Below are 24,823 nucleotides of genomic sequence, written 5' to 3' on the forward strand. Positions count from 1 at the left end.
ATTATATTTTTCTTTTTGTTAAGTTTAAAATTATACCTGTCAATATTGAGGTACTTATAATTGAAGAGCCACCATAACTCAAAAAAGGTAATGTCATTCCAGTTGTTGGAAATAATCTTATATTAACTCCAATATGAATTGTGGCCTGCATAAGAATTAAACTTGCTGATCCAATTAGAATAAGTTTATTTTGCTCGTCAGTTTCAAAACTAATTTTTTTAAAAACCATATAAATTAGGACTAAAAACAAAATTAAGATTAAAATTATGGCAATCACACCAAACTCTTCGGAAATTACTGAAATTATATAATCAGTATGTGCTTCTGGTACTCTATTTTTTAGTGTTCCCTCTCCTATCCCTTTTCCAAAAAAACCTCCACTTGTTATTGACTCTATTGCTTTATCTGATTGAAAATTATGAGTACCTGTTTCTTTATCAAAAAATGAAAAAATTCTAGCTTTAATATAATTAAATTTTGGTATGTAAATAATCATATAAGACAAAAAAATTAATCCAATAGAAGAGATTGTGAGCAAAAAATATAAATTAATACCTGAGCAAAATATCAAAACAGCCCATGAAAAAAATACTAATAATGTTTGACCAATGTCTGGCTGGATTATCAGTAGCAAAGAAACTAAAGTCATTAAAATTGTTGATACTAAATATTTTAATAAAATATTAGTTTCATTTTTACATAAAATAATTGCAAGAATTACAATCAAAAAAGGTTTCAATATTTCTATGGGTTGAAATCTTGGTAAAAAAAATAAATCGATCCATCTTCTTGATCCCTTAACTTCTATTCCAATTATAGGTACTAAAAACAAAGAGAGTAATGAAATAAAAAAAAGAATTATTGAAAATTTATACAATTTATCTTGATTTAAAGATGAAAAAATAAAAATAAAAATTACACCAATAATTACATAAATTAAATGTTTAAAAAAAAAGAAATAATTGTTGGTATCTAATTTGTCTGAAGCTATGAGTGAAGTTGACACCAAAGAGAAAAAAAGTCCAATGGTGAATAAAATGCTAACTAAAAATAATATAGGTTTATCAATATTTTTCCACCACTGATAATAAAATTTATAAATTATGCTGTTACTTTGCATATGTTAATTTTTTAACTATTTTATTAAAGTATTCTCCCCTATCTTCAAAATTTTTAAAACTATCAAATGATGCACCAGCAGGACTAAAAAAAATTATATTTTTTTTGCTTTCTTGATCTTTTATCTCTAAGAAAATTGCTCTTAAGGTTTCATTTAAAGTTTTGTATTTTTTAACCTTTAATTTATTTCTTAAAACTTCATGAAACTTATTTCGATATGAACCAAAAATATACGCTTTGATATTTTTACATTTTATTTTGGATAATTTGAACTTATCATTTTTTTTTGGTATTCCTCCTAAAATCCAGTAAACATCATTCAAATTATTCAATATATTTTCTGAAGAAGCAAAGCTTGTTGCTTTAGAGTCGTTAATTATTGTTAAATTTTTTTTATCAAAAATAATTTGTTGTCTAAAATCGAGTCCTTTAAAATTATTAATGGTTTGGATTAATCTATGTTTAGAAAGTTTTAGCTTAGGGGCTATTTCAAATATAAATGAAAGATTTTCTCTATTACCGTCAGAAGCAAAGTATTTATTGCTAATCTTACCAATTATGTTTTTCAAATTTGATATATCAACTTTATAAATCGTTGACTTAAATTTATTTTTTTTAATTTTTTTTGAAATTAATGGATCATTTTTTTTTACATACGCAAAATTCCCTTTAACTTGAGATTCAATTAATTTAAATTTTGCATTAACATAATTTTTGAGGTTCTTATGTCTTTCAATATGATCTGCTGAAATATTAAGAATTAAGCTATATTTTGACCTAAAAATCTTAGAATATTCAAGCTGATACGAAGAGGCTTCAATTACAAAAATCGTCTTTTTTGTTATTTTTTTCTCAGCAAGTGCTGGGTTCCCTATGTTCCCAATTAATCGAGCATCTTTTTTTTGATCAACCAATGCATCGTGTAGTATTTTTGCTGTAGTTGATTTTCCATTTGTTCCTGTGATTGTTATACTCAAATTATCATAAAAGGAGTAAAAAACATCAAGATCTGTATAAATTTTTTGTAAATTTTTTTTCAAGAATTTCGATAATTTACATTTTGAAATATCTATACCTGGACTAATAATAATTACATCAAAACTTATTTTTGAAATTTTACTTAAACTACCTAAATTTTTATTTATTTTTGAATTATCATCAAAAAGATAAACATCTGCTTTTTTTTTTAAAAATTTGTATGAAGATACTCCACTTTTGCCTAATCCATATATTAATATTTTTTTTCTTAAAAAAATATTTTTTTTATTTTTCATTATCTTAATTTTAAAGTAGCAAGTCCTATCATTGCTAAAATTATTGAGATAATCCAAAATCTAATAACTACAGTAGATTCAGGCCAACCTTTTTTCTCGAAATGATGGTGTATGGGTGCCATTCTAAAAATTCTTTTTCCTGTAAGTTTAAATGAAATTACCTGAACCATTACGGAGATTGCTTCTAAAACGAAAAGACCTCCCGTTATTGCTAAAACAATCTCATGTTTTGTTATAATACCTACTGCTCCTAAAGAACCACCTAAAGATAGAGAGCCTGTGTCTCCCATAAAAATTTTAGCTGGAGGAGCATTAAACCACAAAAATCCTAAACATGCTCCAATAATTGCTCCACAAAAAATTGCAACCTCACCTGTTCCTTCAATATAAGGAATTTGTAAATAATTTGAAAAAACAATATTTCCAGTTACATAGCTTATAAATGCAAAACAAGTCGCTACTAATATAACTGGAACTGTTGCTAAACCATCCAAACCATCTGTAAGATTTACAGCATTAGAAGAACCTATTATTACAAATACGGCAAAAGGTATAAAAAACCATCCAAGATTAATTATTAAATTTTTAAAAAAAGGAAAATATAAATTATTTAAATCTTGATAATCGTTTAAATAAACAAATAAACCTACTCCTAATAACGCTAATATAATTTGTGCAATTATTTTAAACTTCGATGAAATACCAGAGGAATTACTTTGCTTAATTTTTTTATAATCGTCAAATGCACCAAGTAATCCAAATGAAAAAGCAATGTATAAACAAAATAAAATATTATTATTTGATAAATCTGCCCATAAAATAACTGAAATTATTAGGGCAAGTAAAATAATAATTCCACCCATTGTTGGTGTTCCAATTTTTTTAACTATGTGATTTTCTGGTCCATCTTCCCTAATTGGATTCAAAATTTTTTGATTTGAAAAAAATTTTATAAAAGGACCTCCAATAAATAAAACTATAACTAATGACGTAAAAAAGGATAAACCAGTTCTGAAAGTTAAATATTTAAAGACGTTTAAAAAGCCAAAATTATCAACAAAATTTAATAGAAACTGGTATAGCATTTAGTTTAAACCTTTTAATTCATTAACTATCTTATTGAAACCTGTCGCAAGTGAGGCTTTAATCATTAAATAATCATTCTTTTTAATATCATTTCTAATCAAATCATCTATCTGAGATTTGTTACTTAATATTCTACCTTTTTTACTATTTGATAATTTTTTATATATCAAAGAAGCCATTTTTCCTTTTACAAAAACTTTATCAATTTTAGTTTGATTTATTAATGGAGCAATAGATTCATGAAGTTTTTTGGAATAACTACCAAGCTCCAACATATCTCCAAGCAACAAATATTTTTTAGACTTGTTTAATTTTATTTTATCAAAATTTTTTATAGCAGAACTTAATGATAGTGGATTTGAGTTATAACTTTGATCAATTAAATTTATTTTTTTATTATTTATTTTTATTATTGAATGATCCCCTCTTCCATCAGGAATTCTAAAATTTAAAAAAATATTTTTATTTAAATTAAATATATTTAAATTCACACTAATAACAGCTAATGCAGATAGAATATTATAAATATTATTTTGATAGTCATTAGATATTATAAAATATTTAATCTTATTCATAAATCTAATTTTAATTTTAAAATTTTTTCCAAACGATTTTATATCAATCAACCTCATGTCTGCTTTATTACTTTTTATACCAAATGAAATTAATTTTAGATTTTTCTTTTGAGAAATTTGTTTATGAAGTTTAAAAAATTTATCATCTGCATTTAAGATCATAGAACCATTTGATTTAATATTTTTTATAATCTCTGATTTTGCTAAGGCAATCTGTTTTATATTTTTAAAATTTTTTGCATGGGCATAATTTATATTTGTAATAACTCCAACATTTGGCTCAAGTATTTTTGTTAGATAATCAATCTCACCCTTTTTATCCATTCCTACCTCTAAAATTCCATATTGATCATTTTCTTTAATATTAAGAAGACTTAAAGGAACTCCAAATTTATTGTTATAAGACTTTGGTGATATGCTTGTATTTGAAATTTTTCCCATCACACTTCCCAATAATTCTTTGAGAGTTGTCTTCCCACAACTACCTGTAATAGCTATAATATTTGTACTTATATTTTTTCTATAAACTTTTGAGACATTTGTTAAAAATTTTAAGGTATTTTTAACTTTTATCTGCCGTTTAATGTCAAGATTATTTTGAATTTTGTTTACAATCGCTAATGATGCTTTTTTCTTAAATGATTGTGAAACAAATTTATTTCCATCATTTACTTTTCCTTTGATAGCAAAAAATACATCGTTCTTTTTCACTTCATTAGAATTAATTCTCACATTATTTATAGAAATAGATTTTGATAATTTTTGAGTTTTGGAAAGCTCTTTAATTATATTTATCTTTAATTGATTGGATAAATTTTTGTTTTTTTTTTTGATTTCAGTTAGGATTTTTTTTCTATCAGAAAACTTGATTTTTTTTTTACCAATTTCCTGGGTGTTTTCGTGACCTTTCCCTGCAACTAATAAAACATCACCACTTTTTAAATTTTTGATGGCCTCTGATATTGCTATTGTTCTATTAGGAATTTCTATAATTTTTTTAGCTTTAATGCCCTTTTTGATTTCTTTTCTTATTCTTGTGGGATTTTCTAAACGAGGATTATCATCTGTTAGATAGATATTATCTGCATGAATACTGGCTATTTTACCCATTTTAGCTCTTTTGTTTTGATCTCTGTTTCCCCCACAGCCAAATAAAAGATTTAACTTTTTATCAGGAAATTGCTCCTTAATGTTTAATAAACAAACTTTTAAAGCATCAGGAGTGTGTGCATAGTCAAGAATAACAATTGAATTATTTTTAATTTTACCAATTTTTTCTAATCTACCTTCAACTGGTTTTAATTTTGGTAAGACTTTTAAAATTTTTTTAAAATTTAAATTACTTTTTTTTGCTGCAATTGCAGCCATCAAAATATTCTTTATTTGAATTTTACCTATTAAATTTAAATTAATTTCCTTAATTAAATTTTTATATTTTATTTTAATTAATTGATTTTCATTATCGTATCTATGAGATAATATTTCAAAATTATTTTGTTTTTCATTTATTACAAATAATTTTAATTTTTTCTTTAAAGAGATTTTCTTGATTATTTTATATTGAGGGATATCTTTATCTGTAATTACATTTCCTTTTTTTTCAATTAAATTCTCAAATAAATAAAGTTTTGCTTTTAAATAATTTTTTAAATTTTTATGATAATCAAGATGGTCTTGTGATAAATTTGTAAAAATTCCAGATTTAAAATTTAACCCATCTAATCTATTTTGTTTTAGTCCATGACTAGATGCTTCCATGATAACATTTTCAACTTTTTCTTTTTTTAATTTTTGTAAGATCTGGCCTAATTTAATTGGATCACTTGTTGTATTAAATAAATTTAAATTTATATTTTTTGATTTAACCCCCAGTGTTCCAATTGAAGCAACTTTTTTTTTATTTAATTTCATTATTTGAAGATAAAATTCAGCAACTGAAGATTTTCCATTTGTTCCTGTAACAGCTACTAAATTTTTTGGTATTTTGTTGTAAATTTTAAATGAGACTTCTGCTAATAATTTTCTTAAATTTTTTGTTCTTATAAATAAAATTCCATTACGAAAATCTTTTATTTTTTGTTCTGTTATAATTATTTTAGATCCTTTTTCTACAGCTTTAGAAATGAATTTATTTCCATCTATATTATTTCCCTTTATAGCAAAGAAAATATTATTTTTTTTTAAAGATCTAGTATCAAAAGAGATACCTGAAAAAAATAATTTCTTATAATTTTTGTGGATACCATTAAAATAATTTCCAAGTAACATTATTAGTCAACCTGTATATATTTTGTGGCTAAAATAGGCCCAATTTTATCTATCACTTTTCCTGCCACCTCTACAGATGTCCACCCAGCTGTATTATAAAGTGTTCCCTTCCATCCTCCTTTTCTATGCCTATATTTATAATAATAATCTTTTGATTTTTTAGGAGTGTCTAACATTACAACAAATACAAATTGAGGATTTGATGTTGGAAATATTGAGCTAAAAGTATTTATTTTTGCCTCTGAATATTTTCCACCTACTGGTTGATCGGCTGTGCCTGTTTTGCCTCCAATTTCATAATTTTGAACATCTGCAAATCTAGCCGTACCCTCCTCTGTATTAACAATTTTTCTTAAAGCAGTAACAACTTGTTTTGAAATTCCTTTGTTAATTATTCTTGTATTGATATTTTTTTTATTATCTTCTTTAAAAACCAATGTTGGGTTTACATCATAGCCACCATTAGCCAAAATAGCATATCCTTTTGCTAATTGGAGAATGGTAGTTGCTACTCCATGACCAAAAGAGGCTGTTGCCAATCTACATTTTCCAAAATCATAATCAATTTGAGGCGCCACTTCTTCGATGTCAAAATTAATCTGAGATAATACTCCAATATCCTCTAAAAAAGATTTAAATTTTTCTTGGCCAACTTTTTGTGCAATTCGAACAGATCCTATGTTTCCAGATCTAACTAAAATTTGTTCAGCAGTTAAATCGGAAGGTATTTCATTATCATATTCTCCAATTCTGTATCTGTCACACTTAATTGATTTTGGTAAATCTAAAAATTCAGTATCAGGTTCAATTAATTTTTCATTTAAAGCACTTGCAAAAGTAAATACTTTAAAAACAGAGCCTAGTTCGTAAGTTCCCTTTGTTACTCTATTAATATAATTTAAATCTGACATATTTTTTCTTTCATTTGGATTGAAATCAGGTAATGAAACTAAAGATAGTATATTGCCATTATTAACATCCATTAAAATTGCTGCACTTCCTTTGCTTTTAAAAATTTCCTGATATTTTAATAATTCTTTTCTAATTAAGAATTGAATGTCTTTATCAACAGTTAATTTAATTGGGTCTCTAGATGATCTAAGATTTTCATTTAATGATTTTTCTAATCCAGAAATACCATTGTTGTCATTATCTATTTGTCCTAAAATATGACTAAAAAGATTTTTCTGTGGATACATTCTAAGCACTTTTTCTTCAGGGATAAGAGATTTATCTCCCAACTTCATAATTTGCTCATATTTTTCCTCTGAAATTTTCCTCTCTAAATAAAAAAACTTTTTGTTTTCTATTTTTTTTTCAATTTCATTAAAATCTTTATCTGGAAAAATAATTTTTAGGCTTAACAATAATTTTTCTTTACTAATTATATTTGAAGTTTTGAGACCAATATCAATTGATTTAACCGTCTTTGCTAAATAACTTCCATTAATATCTAAAATATCTGCTCTATAAAGATCATTGATGTAAGGAAGCTTGTTATTTGTATTTTCAAGCTTTGATACTCTAGAACCTAAATGAATTAAATGTATTGAGTAAATTGTATAAATAACAAAAAAGACAAAAAAAATAAAAGCAACTCGATTAAATTGAATGTTCAATCCAGTATTGCTTTTTTTATAAGCAAAATCATTTTCATGATCTTCAATAGTTAATCTTTTTTTATAATTGTTCATTTTTCCTTAGTTATTTTATATTGCTCTAATTTATTTTCATTTTCTGAAATTTTATAAATTTTAATATCTTCTATTTTTTTTTGGACTAATTGATCTTCAAAATATAAAGATTGAAATTCCAATAATTTTTCAGCAGAACTTAAATAATCAAATTCCAACTGAATATTTTCTAAATCTGATTTTAAAAGTCTTACACTTTCTTTATAAGCAAATATTTTATCTTCAATTTTTTTTGTGGTATTTTTTATAATTGCTGTAGTTAAAACTAAAATTATAATCGTAACTGCAAGAAATAATTTTTTCAAAGTTTATCTCCAAACTTTTCAATTTCTAAAAAATTTTTAAATTTCTCCTCTATATCTGTATCAAAATCAAAGAAATCACTTTTCTTAATTGCATATCTTAGTTTTGCAGATCTTGAAGGTGGATTTTCTTTTATCTCAAGATCGGATGGAACGATCGGTTTTTTTTGATTTAAATTATATAGAGTTTCTTTTTGATCTATAATAGGTGAATATCTTGAAATACTTTTATTTTGAGAAAGACTTTTTAAAAAATATTTTACAATTTTATCTTCTAAAGAGTGAAAAGTAACAACAGCTAAAACACCTCCCTTTTTTAGTACTTTTGTAGCATTTACCAGTCCATAAATTAATTCACTTATTTCTTTATTCACAAAAATTCTAAGAGCTTGAAAAACTTTAGTTGAATTATGAACTTTAAAATTTTTTCTTATTTTTGATTTATTAACAATTTTAATTAAACCCTGTGTATCAATTTTCTTATTTAATCTTTCTTTTACAATATTTTTAGATATATATTTTGCATCTTTTTCATCTCCAAAGTATTTAAAAATTTTCTCCAACTCTTTTGCATCAAGTTTATTTATAGCATCAGCGGCTGAATAGTTATTTAAACCCAATTGCATATTTAAATCTGTCATTGAGTTGAAAGATAATCCTTTTTTTGGATCTTTCATTTGTGTTAATGAATATCCAAGATCAAAAATAACACCTTTGATATTTTCGTTTTTAATTTTTAAATTAGTTAATTGACTAAATTTTAAATTTTTGAAAACAAATCTATCTTCAAAATCATCTAATATTGAATTTGCAATTTTCTGACTTTCAATATCCCTATCAAGTCCTATTACCTTTGTATTTTCAAACTCTAGTATTTTTTTTGAATATCCACCTTGACCAAATGTACAGTCTATAAATGTGCCACCATGTTGAGGGGTGATAACGCTAATAATTTCTTTTAGCAGTACAGGATAATGTTTTTGTACATCCGGTACTATGGTGGCTTCCATTTATTTCTTTGAAGACCATTAATTTTTTTGTCTTCTTAGGAAAGCGGGAATTTCAAGATCGTCTTCATCTTCCTGATCCTCTGAATTTAACAAATCTGAAGGAGAAGAGTTTTCGCTTTCAGAACTAAATAAATCTGGCGAATCCGAATCTACACCAAATTCCTTAAGATCATTTGATGGTTCTTCTTGAATATTTTCATCATGATTTTTTTCTTCAAGTGTTTCTACTGCTTCTTGTGTAAACGATTTTTCCATTTCATTTACAGTGCTGTCTTCGACAATGTTTTCTGTTACTTCACTGTTTTCTGTGGTGAAATTTTCGTTCATCATGTTATTTTCAACACTCACTTGTTCTTGATCTTGAACAATCTCATTCTCAACCTTAAGAGCGTTAGCACCATGAGAAATTGGGCTTGATGCGTTTGAAAAATTAAAAGCTTGAGGACCCATATTTGTAAAATCAGAGTAGCCTGGATTACGATTTTGTATTCTATGCACCATATTTACCACCGATTTAGATTCAGGTTGTTGACCATCTAATGAAGTTGCAACAATTGAAACTCTCATCTTACCATCTAAATCAGCATCAGTTATTGCCCCTATAATTAACTCAGCTTCTGGATCAACCTCTGCTCTTACTTTATTGACCGCTTCATCAACTTCAAAAAGTTTTAAGTCTTTACCGCCAGTAATATTTACTAGTAATCCTTTAGCACCTTTTAAAGTATAATCATCAATTAATGGATTGCTAATTGCCATCTCTGCGGCTTTAAGTGCTCTACCCTCACCCTCAGCTTCTCCTGTTCCCATCATAGCTTTACCCATAGAAGCCATTACAGTTTCAACATCAGCGAAATCTAAATTTATTAATCCAGGTCTTACCATTAAATCGGTAATACTTTGAACTCCATGCATCAAAACATTATTTGAAAGATTAAAAGACTCTTCAAAAGTTGTTTGTTCATTTGCAATTTTAAATAAGTTTTGGTTTGGAATGACAATTATAGTATCCACATGTTTTCTTAATTCTTCCAATCCTTGTTGTGCTCTTCTCATTCTAGAGGGGCCTTCATATAAAAATGGAAGAGTCACAACACCTACAGTTAATATATTTAATTCTTTAGCAGCTCTTGCGATGACATGAGCAGCACCAGTGCCCGTTCCACCACCCATACCAGCTGCAATAAAAACCATATTTGCACCTTGAAGTGTATTTACAATTTCATTTAATGATTCATCAGCAGCTGCTTGTCCAATATCTAATTTTGCACCTGCACCTAAACCTTTTGTTAAATTTAAACCAATTTGAATTCTAGTTTTTGCTTTACTTAACTTTAAATCTTGAGCATCTGTATTAACTGCAATAAACTCTACTCCTTGAAGTTTATTCTCAATCATTTCATTTATAGCGTTTCCTCCAGCTCCACCTACTCCTAAAACTAAAAGTCTTGGCTGAAGTTCTTTTATTTCTGGTGCTTTAAAGTTAATTGTCATCTTATTTCCCCTCGTTATTGTTTAAATGTTTTTCCCATTTAAGACTTGCTCGATTTAAATTTGCTTTTTTTCTTGCTGATGTCTTAAATTTTTCAAATGCAGTTGGTTCCCAAATCTGAAAAGTTTGGCCTTGACCAACAAACAACATGCTATTTTTTATTTTTGCATGTTTTAATAATTTTGATGAAAGAGATATTCTACCTTCACTATCGAACTGTAGATTAGCACTTTCTGCTAATATTGATGTTGCAAAATAATCTCTTTTTTCCTCAAAAGGATTTAAAGAGTCTATCGCAGAGGAAATTTTTTCAATTCTGTCTTGAGAGCATGCTTCTATCGAGGAATTATTGAAAGATGGATAACAAATTACTCCATTATAACCTAAATTTGACAAGTGAGATCTGAAGCTAGCAGGCACAGATACTCTCCCCTTTTTGTCTAATTTGTTCTCGTAAGTAGATAAAAACATGTATTTTTAATTTTATAAATTCCATAAATGGGAATATTTGGGAATATATGGGTATTTAAAATAATAGTCAAATGTTGATTCTGCGTCCAATTAAAGTCATTTTTTAAGGAAAAAATTTAAAATAATGATTTGAAATTGAAGAGTTCTTTTATTTATTTGTTTGCTGAGATAATAAGGATGCTTATTCAAGCTCCATTTAAATTTACGCTTCTAGCTATAAAGATAATTATATTAATATTTTGCTTTTTTTCGTTTTTTAAACTGTGAAGTGCCAGATAAACTATAAGCCGGGTTCTGTCATTTAAACCTATCATTTGTCTAGGCTTAAGATCACTCTTAAGCTCAAGCAACTAACCCTGATGACTAGCCAAGGACTGCTTTTAGTTTTGCAACAATGTCATCTCTACTTAGTCTTGCTCCCAGTGGGGTTTTCCAGCGTTCATTGTTACCAATAGAACCGGTGCGCTCTTACCACACCTTTTCACCCTTGCCATGTTATGGCGGTTTATTTTCTGTGGCACTATCCCTAGGGTTTCCCCCGCCAGGCATTACCTGGCACTGTGTCCTTGTAGAGCCCGGACTTTCCTCTTTAAAAAAAATTAAAGCGATAAGTCATTTATCTGGCGAGGTGAACTTATTATTAAACTTAAAAATTACAAGACAAATTAATTAAGCTTTTTTATTAGGTTTTCGCTTATTAATAAACATTCTTTATCAATTTTGCCATTTACTAGTTCTTGCCTAAATCTCCTCTGAAATGCAAATGTGATAATTTTTTTATATTTATTTTTATTTATTTTTGAGCTTCTAGGATAACCAATTTTAAAAAGATTATTTATAAATTTTAATTTCAATGGGTTTGAAATTTTTAATCCTCTTTCTCCCTTTATTTTATTTAGATTCAAGTCATGCCAAATTCCAATTTTATTTTTTGATAAAAATTCCCATGGAAACTTCTCTCCTGGGTCTAGCTTTCTATCTGGCGCTATGTCTGAGTGACCCAATATTGATTTTGAATTAATTTTAAATTTTTTAACTAAATACTTTGTAAGTTTTATTAATGAATAAATTTGTTTTGTTGAAAATTTTTTATATTTAAATTCATGACCAGGATTAGTTATTTCAATTCCTATAGAGTTTTTATTTAAAGATTTAAATTTTTTCCAACTAGAAATTCCAGCGTGCCAAGCTTGGTAGGTCTCGGGCACCATTTTTATAATATCGCCATTATTTTTAATTAAATAATGACAGCTAACTTTAGATTTGTGATTTAATAATTTGTCTATTGCTTTTTTTTCAGATTTCATCCCTGTATAATGAAAAACTATAAATTTTATCTGACTATTTTTTCTTCTTTTAGGATCAAAATTTGGAGAATAATTTAATAGTATTTTCATGCTCAATTTGGGTACTAATTTAGGCAATTTATTAACAATTTATCGTCACTATTGAAATTTAATTCTACTTTAATATTAGATTTTATATATTATAAATTCGCATGTTAAAAAAACTAACTATCTTATTATTTTCACTATCCTTAATTGCATTTAATGCTAATGCTGGTTCTGATGGCGAACTAGATCTAAATAACAATAAATCTGAAGCTCAAAATATAAAAGATTGTTTTGAAAAACTAAACAGAGCAACATTTTCCTTCAATCAAGGTCTTGATAAAGTATTAATTAAACCGATTGCGAAAGGATATAGAAAGTTGCCAGATAAAGTTCAAAAAGGAACAAGCAACGCTGTTAAAAACTTATCCAACTTAGTAACTATACCAAATAATGTTTTGCAGGGTGATATTAAAACCGCAATTATAAATACAGCTCGATTAGCGGTTAATACAACTGTTGGATTATTAGGAACCATTGATGTAGCTAACAAAATAGGTTTTCCTAAATATGTGAAAGAAGACTATGGTCAAACTCTCGGTAAATGGGGTTTTGGTCCAGGTTGTTATTTAGTACTTCCAGTTTTAGGTCCCTCAACAATTAGAGATACGACAGGATCTTTTGCAAATGTAATGGGTGGTGATCCCTGGTACAATGTCTCAATACATGGAAACAATGAATTTTTAAGTGAGGGTGCTTATATAGCATCGAAAGCAATAAGTGGAATTGAATTTAGAGCAAATAATATTGAGTCGTTTGAAAACCTTGAAAAAAATTCTATAGATTTTTATGCTTCTGTAAGGAGCTTATATTTGCAGGATAGAGAAAATAAAATTAAAAATGTACAAATAGGAAACGTAGAAGTCATATACGAGGATGATGATGGCTGGGAAGAAATTGAAACAAACAAATAACTAATTTAAAAATATGAAAAAAATAATCATCATATTATTATTATTAAACTTTAATTTTACAAACTCTTTCTCTATGGAGGCAGATGTCTTTGTACAGTCGACAGTAAATAGAGCTGCTGAAACTCTTGGTGGTAGTCTTACAAAAGAAGAAAGAATGGATAAACTAAAAAAAATTGCATTAGATACAGTTGATATAAGAGGTATAGGTTTATATTCATTGGGTTCACATAGAAAAAGTGTATCTGATGAGCAAAAAAAAGAATATGAGAAAGCATTTACTGAATACTTTTTGCAAAGTTTTTCAAGCAGATTGGCTGAATATTCTAATCCAATCATAAATGTAAATTCAAAAAAAAAAATAAATGAAAACTACACAATTGTTTACAGCACACTAGTAGCTACAAATAATAGACCTTCTGTTAAAATAGATTGGAGAGTATATACAAAAAACAAAGATCAGCCTTTAATTAGAGATCTTATAATTGAAGGTTTAAGTTTAGCGAGAACTCAGAAAGAAGAATTTAACTCTATTATTCTTAGCGCGGATGGAGATATTAATACATTGATTTTAAAACTAAGAGAGTTTTCAAATAGTTAATTGATTTGAAAATTAAAACCAAATTCAATCCATACTTTTAATTTCAGATTTAACTTCTGCAGTTTTTTTAATTTATACTTTATACAAAGTTATAATTTTAGATCGTATTAATGAGGCACAAGAAAATAATTTTTATTGGTGGGCCCGCCAGGACTCGAACCTGGGACCAATACATTATGAGTGTACTGCTCTAACCAACTGAGCTACAGGCCCAAAACAATAGTTAGTTATATCATTTTTATCAAGTTATCAATTAAAGATAAATCAATAATGGTGGGCCGTGTTGGTTACGCTCCAACTACCCCTGCAATGTCAATGCAGTACTCTACTATTGAGCTAACGGCCCTAATTTTTAACTTTCTAAGAAACTTTTTAGTTGTTTAGATCTACTCGGGTGCTTTAATTTTCTAAGAGCCTTGGCCTCGATCTGCCTAATTCTTTCTCTTGTTACAGAAAACTGTAAACCCACTTCCTCTAAAGTGTGATCGGTATTCATACCAACACCAAATCTCATTCTTAATACTCTTTCCTCTCTTGGGGTTAAGGTAGATAAAATTTTTGTAGTTGCCTCTCCTAGGTTGGATTTTATAGCTTGCTCTAATGGCGCTAAAGCTTTTGTGTCTTCAATAAAATCTCCTAAACTACTATCTTCTTCATCACCAACCGGTTTTTCAAGTGAAACTGGCTCTTTTGAAATTTTTAATACTTTTCTAACTTTGTCTAAAGGCATTCTTAATTTTTGCGCTAACTCTTCAGGCGTCGCTTCTCTGCCGAACTCACTTAAGATTAATCTTTGGGTTCTTACAATTTTGTTTATAGTTTCAATCATGTGAACAGGAATACGAATTGTTCTTGCTTGGTCTGCAATTGATCTTGTAATTGCTTGTCTAATCCACCATGTTGCATATGTAGAAAATTTATAACCTCTCCTATACTCAAACTTATCAACCGCTTTCATTAATCCAATATTACCTTCTTGAATTAAATCTAAAAATTGCAATCCTCTATTTGTGTATTTTTTAGCAATTGAAATTACTAATCTTAAATTAGCCTCAACCATCTCCTTTTTGGCTATTCTTGATTCTTTTTCACCTTTTTGAATTCTACTTACTAATTTTTTAAAATCAGTAACAGAAATTCCAAGTTTGTGACTAATTTCTATAAGTCTTTCTCTGATATTTTTGAATTCTTCTTTATTTTTTGCAAAAAATTGCTTCCAGATTAAATTTGTATCTAAAAATTTTTTAAGATTTGGATTTATTTCATTACCAACATAAAATTTTATAAATTCATTTCTTGGTATTTTTTGATCCATAGCAAGTCTTAAAAGATTTCCTTCTAAAGAAATAATTTTTTTATTCTCAACATAATGTTTTTGAACAAGTTCTTCTAAAACAGATGGAGAAAGCTGAAGTGATTTAATATTTTCTAAAATATCATTTACAATTTTTTCATAACCTTTTTCCTTTGCAGGTGTAAAGTTTTGAGAATTTAAAACACAATCTAACTTTTCTTTCTGATACTTAATAAGTTTTGTATATTCTTTAGTTAATGTATTTACTGTTTTTAACACTTTAGGTTTAATTTCTGTTTCCATTGCAGCAAGAGTAGGATTGAAATCATCATCTTCATCTGAAGCACCATCTTCTTTATCTGTTTCACCAGCATTTTTTTGTTTGGCGCTTGGTCCAGTTGACTCATCTTCCATATAGTTTGTGTCAATATCTATAATTTCCCTAACTAAGATTTCATCATTTTGTAGCTTTTCATTCCACTCAAAAAATTGTTGTGCTGTCATAGGGCTTTGTGATAAAGCAATTAACATTACATCTTTTCCAGCCTCTATTCTTTTTGCAATTGCAATTTCTCCTTCTCTAGAAAGTAATTCAACACCTCCCATTTCCCGCAAATACATTCTAATAGGGTCATCACTTTTTTCGATTGTTTTACCTTCTTCTCTGTTAGAATTTTCTTTTTTTCTAAGAACTTTAAAATCTGATTTTTTTTCAACTAGTGAAATATTTTCATCTAATATATAAATAAAAGCTTGAGCAAGATTTTCGTCTGATAAATTTCTTTTACCTAAGGATTTGCTTAACTCTTCATAAGTTATGAAGCCTCTATGGGTTCCTCGACCCATTAATCTAGCAAATGATTTTGTAATAATTCTTTCCACAGCGATTAAATTGAAAGTCTTATATAATGTCAAATCTGTAAAAATCCATTACAAATTTGTCCAGATTAATTGAGATTCTGCTTTTTTTTGAGCTCTTTTAGCTCATTAAATGTGCTCTCGCTCATATCGACTGAGAACTTCGATTCTAACTCTTGGATTCTAAACTCAAGATCATAATTCATTAAATCTCGTGAAATATCTTCAAGTAATTCAATGATTTTTTCTTCATCTTCAGAATTATTTTTTAAAATATATTTTATTGGCGCAAATTTATTAATTTTTTCAATTATCTTACTATCCAAATTTAAATCCTGAACAGCTATTTGATTTTCAGATTTTAAAACTTCAATTATTTGATTAAAGATTTTTTTATTAATTTCAGTAAATAATTTAATATTTTCAATTAAATGAATATTTGATTGCATTAAATTTAAATTATTAATTACCAAATAAATTAAGGAAAATTCTTTAAGCTCAACTCCAGACAAAGATTGGCTTTCGTTATAATACTTCTTTGTAGCATTTAAAGATTTGGTTGGTTTTTTATAAAATTTTTTATTTTTTTGATTTGAATGAGGCGTTAATTCTGCAATTTTCTCTAAAAAATATTCTAATACATATTTTTTTATATAATCGTCCTTAATAGTGTTTGCTACCTCTCTTAATCTTTTTTCAAAAATAGCCATGGAAGAAGGGTTATTTGCAGTTTGTTTTTTATAGTGACTAAAAATAAATTGATGAATTGATAGTTTAGATTGTTTTGTAAATTCTATGAAATTAGCTTTACCATTTTTATTCACATAACTATCTGGGTCTTCTTTATTTGGTAAAAATAAAAATGAAATTTGTTTTTCAGGTTTTAATTCTTTAATTGAATTTTCTGCAGCTCTTAGTGCTGCTTTATACCCACTTTCATCACCATCAAAACATATAATGATATCGTCAAAAAATTGGTTGAGAATTTGAATTTGTTTATCAGTAAGTGAGGTACCAAGATTTGCAACAGCATTATCAATTCCATTTTTACTTAAACCTACAACATCCATATAGCCCTCGACCAAATAAATATGGTCTACTTTGTTTGATAATTTTCTAGCTAAATCAAGATTATATAAATTTGATCCTTTTTTAAAAAATAAAGTTTCAGGTGAGTTAATATATTTTGCAAGATAATCTAGCTTTTCTATTATTCTTCCACCTAAAGCAATTGGTTGACCAGTTATGTTATTAATTGGAAAAATTAATCTTCCTCTAAATCTTTCTACATAAATGTTCTTTTTATCATCGAAATAAAATAATCCAGTTTCAACCAAAGTTTGTTCACTATATTTATTTTTTAATTGCTCAAAAATATTTGGATTTTTTTCTATATATCCCATTTTAAATTTTTTTACGTCCTCTTTGCTCAAGGATCGATTTTTTAAATATTCTCTTGCATTTGAATGTTGTTTGTTTTTAATTAATTCATCATGGTAAAAATCAACATACTCACTATAAATTGATTTATATTCATTCCATTTTTTTTCTCTTTCTTCATCTTTTTTTGAAAACAAATATGGTTGCATACCTGCTAATTGAGCTAAATGTTTAACAGCTTCTCCAAACTTTAAATTCTGAGTTTTCATTACAAAATCAAAAATATTTCCATGTTCTGAGGTAGCAAAACAATGATAAAATTCTTTTTCATCATTAACTGTAAATGAAGGTGTTTTTTCGTTTTTAAATGGAGATAAACCCACAAATTCTTTTCCTCTTTTTTTTAATGAGACTGTTTTTGAAACAACAGTTGATACTTTCAACCTTGTCTTAATTTCATCTAAATACTCTTTGGGGTATTTCATTAACTATTCAATAATTCCTTGATTATTGATCCAGCTTTAGAAAAATCAATTTCATCAGAATGAGATTTCTTTAACTCACCCATTATTTTACCCATATCTTTAATGGAACTAGCACCTAATTTAGAGATTAATTCAGCACATAGTTTTTTAGTGTCTTCTTCGCTCATTTGTTTAGGTAAGAAACTAGTTAAAATTTCATATTCATTTTGTTCAACTTCCAAAAGATCAGTTCTGTTATTTTTTTTATAGATCTCAATAGATTCGGCTCTTTGTTTAACCATTTTTTTAAGAAGCTTTTTAATATCCTCATCATCTGTATCTTTTTTGTTGGGACCAGAACGATTTGCAATGTCTAAATCTTTAATTGAAGATAAAATTAACCTGTAGGTTGATATTTTATTTTTATCTTTCAATTTTAGAGCATTTTTATATTCGTTTTCGATTGTGTTCTTTAATGACATAATTTTTTAATCTACTTCAAAGAAAAAATTCTTCAAAAGAAAAATTGTTTTTTTACAATTTTATAATACATCTCTGTTGCGATAATAAAGCAATTATTGTATTAACCTTTAACTCATGAGTTGTAATTGATCAAAAATTCAAAAAAAATTAACTCAAAAAATATTTATCAAATTAATACTGGCATTTTAGTTCTTGAAAACAAGAAGGTATTTAAAGGAATTGGTATTGGCTATGAAGGAGAGGCTACTGGAGAAGTGTGTTTTAATACTTCTTTAACTGGTTACCAGGAAATAATCTCAGATCCATCTTATGCTGGTCAAATTATCAATTTTACATTTCCCCATATTGGAAACGTTGGAACTAATAAAGAAGATATAGAGTCTGATAAGATATGGACTAAGGGAGTAATTTTTAATTCAGAAATAACTGATCCATCAAACTATAGAGCTTTTTTACATCTAGATGCATGGCTTAAGAAAAACAAAATTGTTGGGCTCACTGGTCTTGATACTAGAAGTTTAACTAATTTTATTCGAGATAAAGGAGCACCAAAAGGAACAATTGCTTTCTCAAAAAAACAAAAATTCAATATAAGTAAATTAACAAATACTACTTTAAAATGGAGTGGGTTAAAAAATCTAGATCTTGCTAAAGAAGTATCAACTGTAAAAAATTATATTTGGAAAGGTTTTAAAACTTGGAAAAAGAAAGATGGATTTGTAAAAAATAAAAAAAATCAATTTCATGTTGTTGCAATAGATTATGGAATTAAAAAAAATATTTTAAGATATTTTTCTGATTTTAATTGCAAAGTGACAGTAGTGTCATGTTTAACTTCTGCTGAAAATATAATTAAACTAAAGCCTAATGGAATATTTCTATCAAATGGACCTGGTGATCCTGCTGCAACCGGAAAATATGCAATAAATATTATTAAAGAACTAATTAAAAAAAATTTACCGATATTTGGGATTTGTTTAGGACACCAGATTCTCGCTTTAGCACTTGGTGGTAAAACAAAAAAAATGAAGTTAGGTCATAGAGGTGCAAATCATCCTGTAAAAAATTTAGTTCATAACAATGTAGAAATTACAAGTCAAAATCATGGTTTTGAAGTAGTTCAAGAAACCTTACCAAAAAATATTCAAGTAACTCATCAATCTCTTTTCGATAATAGTGTTGAAGGAATTAAATTAAAAAACAAACCTATATTTTCAGTACAGTATCATCCAGAATCTAATCCAGGTCCTCAGGACAGTGTCTATTTATTTCAAGAATTTATTAACAATATGAAAAAAAATGCCAAAAAGAAAAGATATTAAAAAAATTTTAGTTGTTGGAGCAGGTCCAATTATTATTGGCCAAGCATGTGAATTTGATTATTCAGGAACACAAGCTTGTAAAGCTTTAAAAGATGAAGGTTATAAAGTTGTTTTAATTAATTCTAACCCTGCAACCATCATGACAGATCCAGATGTTGCAGACAAAACTTACATAGAGCCTATCACATTAGAGGTTCTAGAGAAAATTCTTATAAAAGAAAAACCAGATGCAATTCTTCCAACAATGGGAGGTCAGACTGCTCTTAATCTTGCAATGGAAGCAGAAAAAAAAGGGATATTAAAAAAATACAAAATAGAACTTATTGGGGCAAATTCTAAAGCAATTTCTAATGCTGAAGATCGAAAGAAATTTAGAAAAAATATGATCGATATTGGATTAGATTTACCTAAATCTGAAATTGTTAATAATATCAATCAAGCTTCTAAAGTTCTAAATAAAATTGGTTTGCCTGCAATCATTAGACCTGCATTTACCCTAGGTGGTCTAGGTGGTGGTATAGCAAAGAATAAAAAAGAATATCTTAAAATTATAAAAAACGGATTACACGAGTCTCCAGTTAGCCAAGTTCTAGTAGAAGAATGTCTAGAAGGTTGGAAAGAATTTGAGATGGAAGTTGTAAGAGATAAAAAAGACAACTGTATCATCATTTGCTCAATAGAAAATATTGACCCGATGGGAATTCACACAGGAGACTCAGTGACTGTTGCTCCAGCTTTAACTCTTACTGATAAAGAATATCAAGTTATGAGAAATGCATCTATTGCATGTTTAAGAAAAATTGGAGTTGAGACAGGTGGATCCAATGTTCAGTTCGCAATTAATCCTAAAAATGGACGAATGGTTGTTATTGAAATGAATCCAAGAGTATCTAGATCATCAGCACTTGCATCTAAAGCAACTGGGTTTCCAATTGCAAAAGTAGCGGCTAAGCTTGCGGTTGGCTACACTTTAGACGAACTTAAAAATGAGATTACAAAAGTAACACCTGCATCTTTTGAACCAAGTATTGATTATGTAGTAACTAAAATACCAAGGTTTACTTTTGAAAAATTTTCTACCTCGCCAGCAACTTTAGGTACATCAATGAAATCTGTTGGGGAGGCAATGGCTATTGGAAGAAACTTCAAGGAGTCTGTTCAAAAAGCATTGGTTTCTTTAGAAACTGGTTTTTCTGGTTTCGACCAAATATTCAATCTAAGTAAAAAACAAATCGAAAAAAAACTTAAAGAGCATATTCCTAACAAAATGCTTCTTGTTGCGGAGGCTTTAAGGAAAAAAATTAGCTTAAAAAGAATATACACCTTATCAAAAATTGATCCCTGGTTTTTAGGACAAATAAAAGAAATTGTAGATAACGAATTAGCTATTAAAAAAAGAGGTCTTCCAAAAGATTATAATGAATTTAATAGAATTAAATCTATTGGTTTTTCAGACAAAAAATTAGCTGAACTTACTAATTCATCAGAAGATGTAGTGAGAAGAAAAAGAACAGCTCTAAAAGTACTACCTGTATACAAAAAAGTCGATACCTGTGCTGCTGAATTTAAATCTTTTACTCCTTATATGTACTCAACTTATCAAAGAAATTTTTCAATAAGTTCTGAGTGTGAGGCAGATCCATCAAATAAAAAGAAAATAATAATTTTAGGTGGTGGACCTAACAGAATAGGCCAAGGGATTGAGTTTGATTATTGCTGTTGTCAGGCAAGTTTTTCATTAAAAGACGCAGGTTTTGAGACCATCATGGTTAATTGCAACCCTGAAACTGTATCTACTGATTATGATACGAGTGACCGGTTATATTTTGAACCTTTGAAAGAAGAGTATGTATTTAACATTATTAAAAAAGAGCAAGAAAAAGGAAATCTAATAGGAGTTATTGCTCAGTTTGGAGGACAAACTCCAATTAAGCTTGCTAAATTTTTAAATGATAACAAACTTCCAATTTTAGGAACACAATATAACTCAATAGATTTAGCAGAGGATAGAGATCAATTTAGAAATTTATTAATTAAATTAAATTTAAAACAAGCAGATAGTGGAATCGCAAAAACATTCAAAGAAGCAATCAAAATTTCTGAAAAAATTGGTTTACCGCTAGTGGTGAGACCTTCATATGTTTTAGGTGGAAGAGCAATGGAAATTGTTCATGAAAAAAGTCAATTAAAAAACTTTGTTGAAGAAGCATTTAAAGCTGCTGAAGAAAATCCAATTCTAATTGATAAATTTTTAGATCATGCAATGGAAGTTGATGTGGATGCTATTTCTGATGGTAAAGATGTTTATGTGGCAGGTATCATGCAACATATTGAAGAAGCAGGAATTCATTCTGGTGACTCTGCATGTAGTTTGCCGCCAGTATCTATTAAACCATATCTAATTAAAGAAATTGAAAATCAAACAAAAAAACTTGCCTTAGCACTTAAAGTAAAAGGTTTTATGAATATTCAATATGCAATCAAGAAAGATGAAATTTATATCATTGAAGTTAATCCCCGTGCTAGTAGAACTGTGCCTTTTGTATCAAAAGCAAAAGGAATTCCACTTGCAAAGATTGCATCAAGAATAATGGCTGGTGAAAAACTTTCTAAATTTAATCTTAAAGATAAATCAAAAGGAATGTATGCAGTAAAAGAGGCTGTATTTCCTTTTAATAAGTTTCCAAATAGTGATTTACTTTTAGGACCTGAGATGAAGTCTACAGGTGAGGTGATGGGATTTGATAAAGATTTTGGAATGGCTTTTGCTAAAAGTCAGATTGCTGCAGCTAATTCACTTCCAAAAGAAGGTCTTGCATTTATATCTTTAAAAGATTCTCATAAAGATGAAGGTATTGATCTTGCAAAAGAGCTTATTAAAAACAATTTTAAATTATGTGCAACTAAGGGAACTGCTGAATATATTCAAAAACATGGTATGAAATGTAGAATTATTAATAAAGTAAGTAGTGGTAGCCCTCATATTGTTGATGTTTTAGACTCTAAAAAGATTGCACTTGTGATTAATACTGGTGGTGGAAACAGCGAGCACAGATTAAATGATGCAATTGCACTTCGAAGAGCAACGCTTAAAAATAAAGTTCCTTATTGTACCAATATGTCTACTGCTCTTGCATGTTTAAATGCTATTAAATCGCTTAAGACAAAGAAACTAGAAGTTAAATCTTTACAAGATATTTAGGAATTTACTTTCCAATCAGTTTCAAAAGTCACATAGTTTACTTGTAAACACCGTCTTTCTTTTAGAATACTCTTTTTTTCCATTCCATGCCAAGTGTTTGGTCCACTAGTAAAAAGATACCCATAGTTATTTCTATAAGGTAGTGTTTTAACTTTCTCTAATTTTTCATTGTAAAAATCAGTCCCTAAATCTTCAGACTCATTTGTTTTATTAACAAAAATTAATCCGGACATTAATTTTTCTTTGATATCACAGTGTGGTTTGAGCCAAAATCCTTCTCTATCACAAATTACTTCAACTCTAACATATGAATTAGATAAATCTTTATTGATCATTTTAGATATTGTTTCGTGCGTTTCTTTAGACTGTAGCTCGTTAATAAATTTTACAAGATTTGGAAATTGAAAACTATTTTCTTTAGTAACAAAACATCTAAATTTAATTGCTTTACCACCAGAGGAAATGCCCTCTCTAAACTCAGCTGCACCTCCATCTATTGCTCTTGTTCCATCATAATTTAAATTATGCTGACTTAAATCAGGAATATCTGCTTTAACGATCTCTTCAATTGCTCCTTCTGATAAAGCATCGCTATATTCCCAATGATCAAATGGTATTTCATATTTTTTTGAATTATTTTTTATAGAATTTAAAAATGACATTAAAATTGAATTTTTTCATTTATTATTTTTGCTACTCTATTCGTTTCATCTAGTTTTTCATAGTTCCAATTTTCAATTTCCTCTCCTAAGTTTCTAGTGATATTAAGTTCTCTAAATAAATTTCTAAATCTTTGGAATCTTTTGTCATTCTTTTTTGGTAAAATATTAGCAATATATATTGGTTTACCTGTTAACGCAGCTTCTGAGATCATTGAGCTAGAGTCACATGTAACAACAATATTTTCAGATAAAGCCAATGCAGATAAATATGCCTTTTTGTCTACATTCATAATCACCGTATGATTTTCTCCAAAAAACTCTTTGGCATAATGAATAGTATTTATTGGGGTTCTCATTGATGGAATAACTACTAATTGAAAATCATGTTTCTTCATTAATTTATAAAACATTGAAAAAATATGTTTCATATTCTTGGTTGAATAATCATAGTATTTTGTTGGTCCACCCATAATTAAGCACCAAATTTTTCTTTCGTCATGTTTGATAAATGATTTTAAATAATTTTTATTGTCCTCAATTTCTCTTTCTGAAAGATAATGAATGGCTCCTTTAGTGCTAATAACATTCTCGCCATTAATTCCATCATGTTCTGGTGCAATAATAAAATCAAAATGATTAAAATCTATTTTTGGATCTTGGATATGAATATTAAAAATTTTTTTTTTAGAAATACTTTTTAAGTGAATAGATGGAATTACGCTCTTTCTTCCACATGAGATTATTAAATCAAAATCTATATCATTAACTTTTTTATAAACGTTTTGAGAAATTGGAGTAAATTTAGGAGGAACTAATTTCCAAATACTTTTTAGTTCAACCTTGTGGTGAGTAAAATCAATATCAAGTGCTTTTGCAAGTCCCTCGACTTGACTAATCATTCCATGCTTTCCTTGGGTTAATAATAAACCTTTTAATTTAGACATTAATCACTATATAGCTTTCA

Annotated in this window: 19 protein-coding genes, 2 tRNA genes and 1 other RNA gene; 4 read left to right on the forward strand and 18 right to left on the reverse strand. The window is 27.8% G+C overall.

Annotation, left to right across the window (positions count from 1 at the left end; translation table 11 throughout):
- Window position 1 precedes the first annotated feature (1 nt).
- The 11 genes from ACQY31_RS03315 to ACQY31_RS03365 form a co-directional block, all read right to left on the reverse strand.
- A complete protein-coding gene (locus ACQY31_RS03315) occupies window positions 2–1,120 on the reverse strand; it encodes an FtsW/RodA/SpoVE family cell cycle protein (protein WP_428080838.1) in 1,119 nt (372 codons plus the stop codon).
- Window positions 1,110–2,393 carry a UDP-N-acetylmuramoyl-L-alanine--D-glutamate ligase gene (gene murD, locus ACQY31_RS03320; protein ID WP_428080840.1) on the reverse strand — a complete coding sequence of 428 codons (1,284 nt, stop codon included), beginning with the start codon at window positions 2,391–2,393 and terminating at the stop codon, window positions 1,110–1,112. Before murD ends, ACQY31_RS03315 begins: the two co-directional genes overlap by 11 nt.
- Complete coding sequence (gene mraY, locus ACQY31_RS03325; protein WP_428080842.1) at window positions 2,393–3,478, reverse strand: phospho-N-acetylmuramoyl-pentapeptide-transferase; 1,086 nt, start codon at window positions 3,476–3,478, stop codon at window positions 2,393–2,395. The genes murD and mraY overlap by 1 nt, the downstream gene beginning before the upstream one ends.
- Window positions 3,479–6,322 carry a UDP-N-acetylmuramoyl-L-alanyl-D-glutamate--2,6-diaminopimelate ligase gene (locus tag ACQY31_RS03330; RefSeq protein ID WP_428080844.1) on the reverse strand — a complete coding sequence of 948 codons (2,844 nt, stop codon included), beginning with the start codon at window positions 6,320–6,322 and terminating at the stop codon, window positions 3,479–3,481.
- 2 nt (window positions 6,323–6,324) lie between these two features.
- Window positions 6,325–8,016 (reverse strand): peptidoglycan D,D-transpeptidase FtsI family protein, encoded by a 1,692-nt coding sequence (locus ACQY31_RS03335; RefSeq protein WP_428080846.1) that lies wholly within the window; start codon window positions 8,014–8,016, stop codon window positions 6,325–6,327.
- Complete coding sequence (locus ACQY31_RS03340; RefSeq protein WP_428080847.1) at window positions 8,013–8,321, reverse strand: cell division protein FtsL; 309 nt, start codon at window positions 8,319–8,321, stop codon at window positions 8,013–8,015. The genes ACQY31_RS03335 and ACQY31_RS03340 overlap by 4 nt, the downstream gene beginning before the upstream one ends.
- Complete coding sequence (gene rsmH, locus ACQY31_RS03345; protein ID WP_428080849.1) at window positions 8,318–9,328, reverse strand: 16S rRNA (cytosine(1402)-N(4))-methyltransferase RsmH; 1,011 nt, start codon at window positions 9,326–9,328, stop codon at window positions 8,318–8,320. The genes ACQY31_RS03340 and rsmH overlap by 4 nt, the downstream gene beginning before the upstream one ends.
- A gap of 18 nt (window positions 9,329–9,346) precedes the next feature.
- Entirely contained in the window at window positions 9,347–10,822 is a 1,476-nt protein-coding gene (ftsZ, locus tag ACQY31_RS03350) for a cell division protein FtsZ (protein ID WP_428080851.1), read from the reverse strand.
- A gap of 1 nt (window position 10,823) precedes the next feature.
- On the reverse strand, window positions 10,824–11,291 hold the full coding sequence (gene mraZ, locus ACQY31_RS03355; RefSeq protein WP_428080853.1) for a division/cell wall cluster transcriptional repressor MraZ: 468 nt from the start codon (window positions 11,289–11,291) through the stop codon (window positions 10,824–10,826).
- A gap of 267 nt (window positions 11,292–11,558) precedes the next feature.
- Window positions 11,559–11,915: RNase P RNA component class A (gene rnpB / locus ACQY31_RS03360), an RNA gene on the reverse strand.
- A 41-nt stretch (window positions 11,916–11,956) separates the two neighbouring features.
- On the reverse strand, window positions 11,957–12,688 hold the full coding sequence (locus tag ACQY31_RS03365; protein WP_428080855.1) for an N-acetylmuramoyl-L-alanine amidase: 732 nt from the start codon (window positions 12,686–12,688) through the stop codon (window positions 11,957–11,959).
- Between the two features lie 101 nt (window positions 12,689–12,789).
- Here ACQY31_RS03365 and ACQY31_RS03370 point away from each other — a divergent pair, with 101 nt between their 5' ends.
- Together ACQY31_RS03370 and ACQY31_RS03375 are read left to right on the forward strand one after the other, a co-directional pair.
- Window positions 12,790–13,596, forward strand: coding sequence for an MlaA family lipoprotein (locus ACQY31_RS03370; RefSeq protein ID WP_428080857.1), 807 nt, complete (start codon window positions 12,790–12,792; stop codon window positions 13,594–13,596).
- Between the two features lie 13 nt (window positions 13,597–13,609).
- Window positions 13,610–14,194, forward strand: coding sequence for an MlaC/ttg2D family ABC transporter substrate-binding protein (locus ACQY31_RS03375; RefSeq protein ID WP_428080859.1), 585 nt, complete (start codon window positions 13,610–13,612; stop codon window positions 14,192–14,194).
- A 136-nt stretch (window positions 14,195–14,330) separates the two neighbouring features.
- Here ACQY31_RS03375 and ACQY31_RS03380 read toward each other — a convergent pair.
- The 5 genes from ACQY31_RS03380 to ACQY31_RS03400 all read right to left on the reverse strand — a co-directional run bounded on the left by ACQY31_RS03380 (window position 14,331) and on the right by ACQY31_RS03400 (window position 18,672).
- A tRNA-Ile gene (locus ACQY31_RS03380) sits at window positions 14,331–14,407 on the reverse strand.
- 58 nt (window positions 14,408–14,465) lie between these two features.
- Window positions 14,466–14,540 (reverse strand) — tRNA-Val (locus ACQY31_RS03385).
- A gap of 6 nt (window positions 14,541–14,546) precedes the next feature.
- Window positions 14,547–16,370, reverse strand: a complete 1,824-nt coding sequence (gene rpoD / locus ACQY31_RS03390; protein ID WP_428080861.1) for an RNA polymerase sigma factor RpoD — start codon at window positions 16,368–16,370, stop codon at window positions 14,547–14,549.
- A 65-nt stretch (window positions 16,371–16,435) separates the two neighbouring features.
- A complete protein-coding gene (dnaG, locus tag ACQY31_RS03395) occupies window positions 16,436–18,211 on the reverse strand; it encodes a DNA primase (RefSeq protein ID WP_428080863.1) in 1,776 nt (591 codons plus the stop codon).
- A complete protein-coding gene (locus ACQY31_RS03400; protein WP_428080865.1) occupies window positions 18,211–18,672 on the reverse strand; it encodes a GatB/YqeY domain-containing protein in 462 nt (153 codons plus the stop codon). The genes dnaG and ACQY31_RS03400 overlap by 1 nt, the downstream gene beginning before the upstream one ends.
- A 126-nt stretch (window positions 18,673–18,798) precedes the next feature.
- Between ACQY31_RS03400 and carA the strand changes: the two genes are divergently transcribed.
- Window positions 18,799–19,995, forward strand: a complete 1,197-nt coding sequence (gene carA, locus ACQY31_RS03405) for a glutamine-hydrolyzing carbamoyl-phosphate synthase small subunit (protein WP_428080867.1) — start codon at window positions 18,799–18,801, stop codon at window positions 19,993–19,995.
- On the forward strand, window positions 19,973–23,197 hold the full coding sequence (gene carB, locus ACQY31_RS03410; protein ID WP_428080869.1) for a carbamoyl-phosphate synthase large subunit: 3,225 nt from the start codon (window positions 19,973–19,975) through the stop codon (window positions 23,195–23,197). The genes carA and carB overlap by 23 nt, the downstream gene beginning before the upstream one ends.
- Here carB and ACQY31_RS03415 read toward each other — a convergent pair.
- Both ACQY31_RS03415 and ACQY31_RS03420 read right to left on the reverse strand, forming a co-directional pair.
- Window positions 23,194–23,859: a hypothetical protein gene (locus ACQY31_RS03415; protein WP_428080871.1), complete on the reverse strand. Its 666-nt coding sequence runs from the start codon at window positions 23,857–23,859 to the stop codon at window positions 23,194–23,196. The two genes, carB and ACQY31_RS03415, sit on opposite strands and share 4 nt — an antisense overlap.
- On the reverse strand, window positions 23,859–24,803 hold the full coding sequence (locus ACQY31_RS03420; RefSeq protein ID WP_428080873.1) for a mitochondrial fission ELM1 family protein: 945 nt from the start codon (window positions 24,801–24,803) through the stop codon (window positions 23,859–23,861). Before ACQY31_RS03420 ends, ACQY31_RS03415 begins: the two co-directional genes overlap by 1 nt.
- Window positions 24,804–24,823: the final 20 nt, after the last annotated feature.

Source organism: Candidatus Pelagibacter sp., from assembly GCF_965262185.1.
Taxonomy (GTDB): domain Bacteria; phylum Pseudomonadota; class Alphaproteobacteria; order Pelagibacterales; family Pelagibacteraceae; genus Pelagibacter.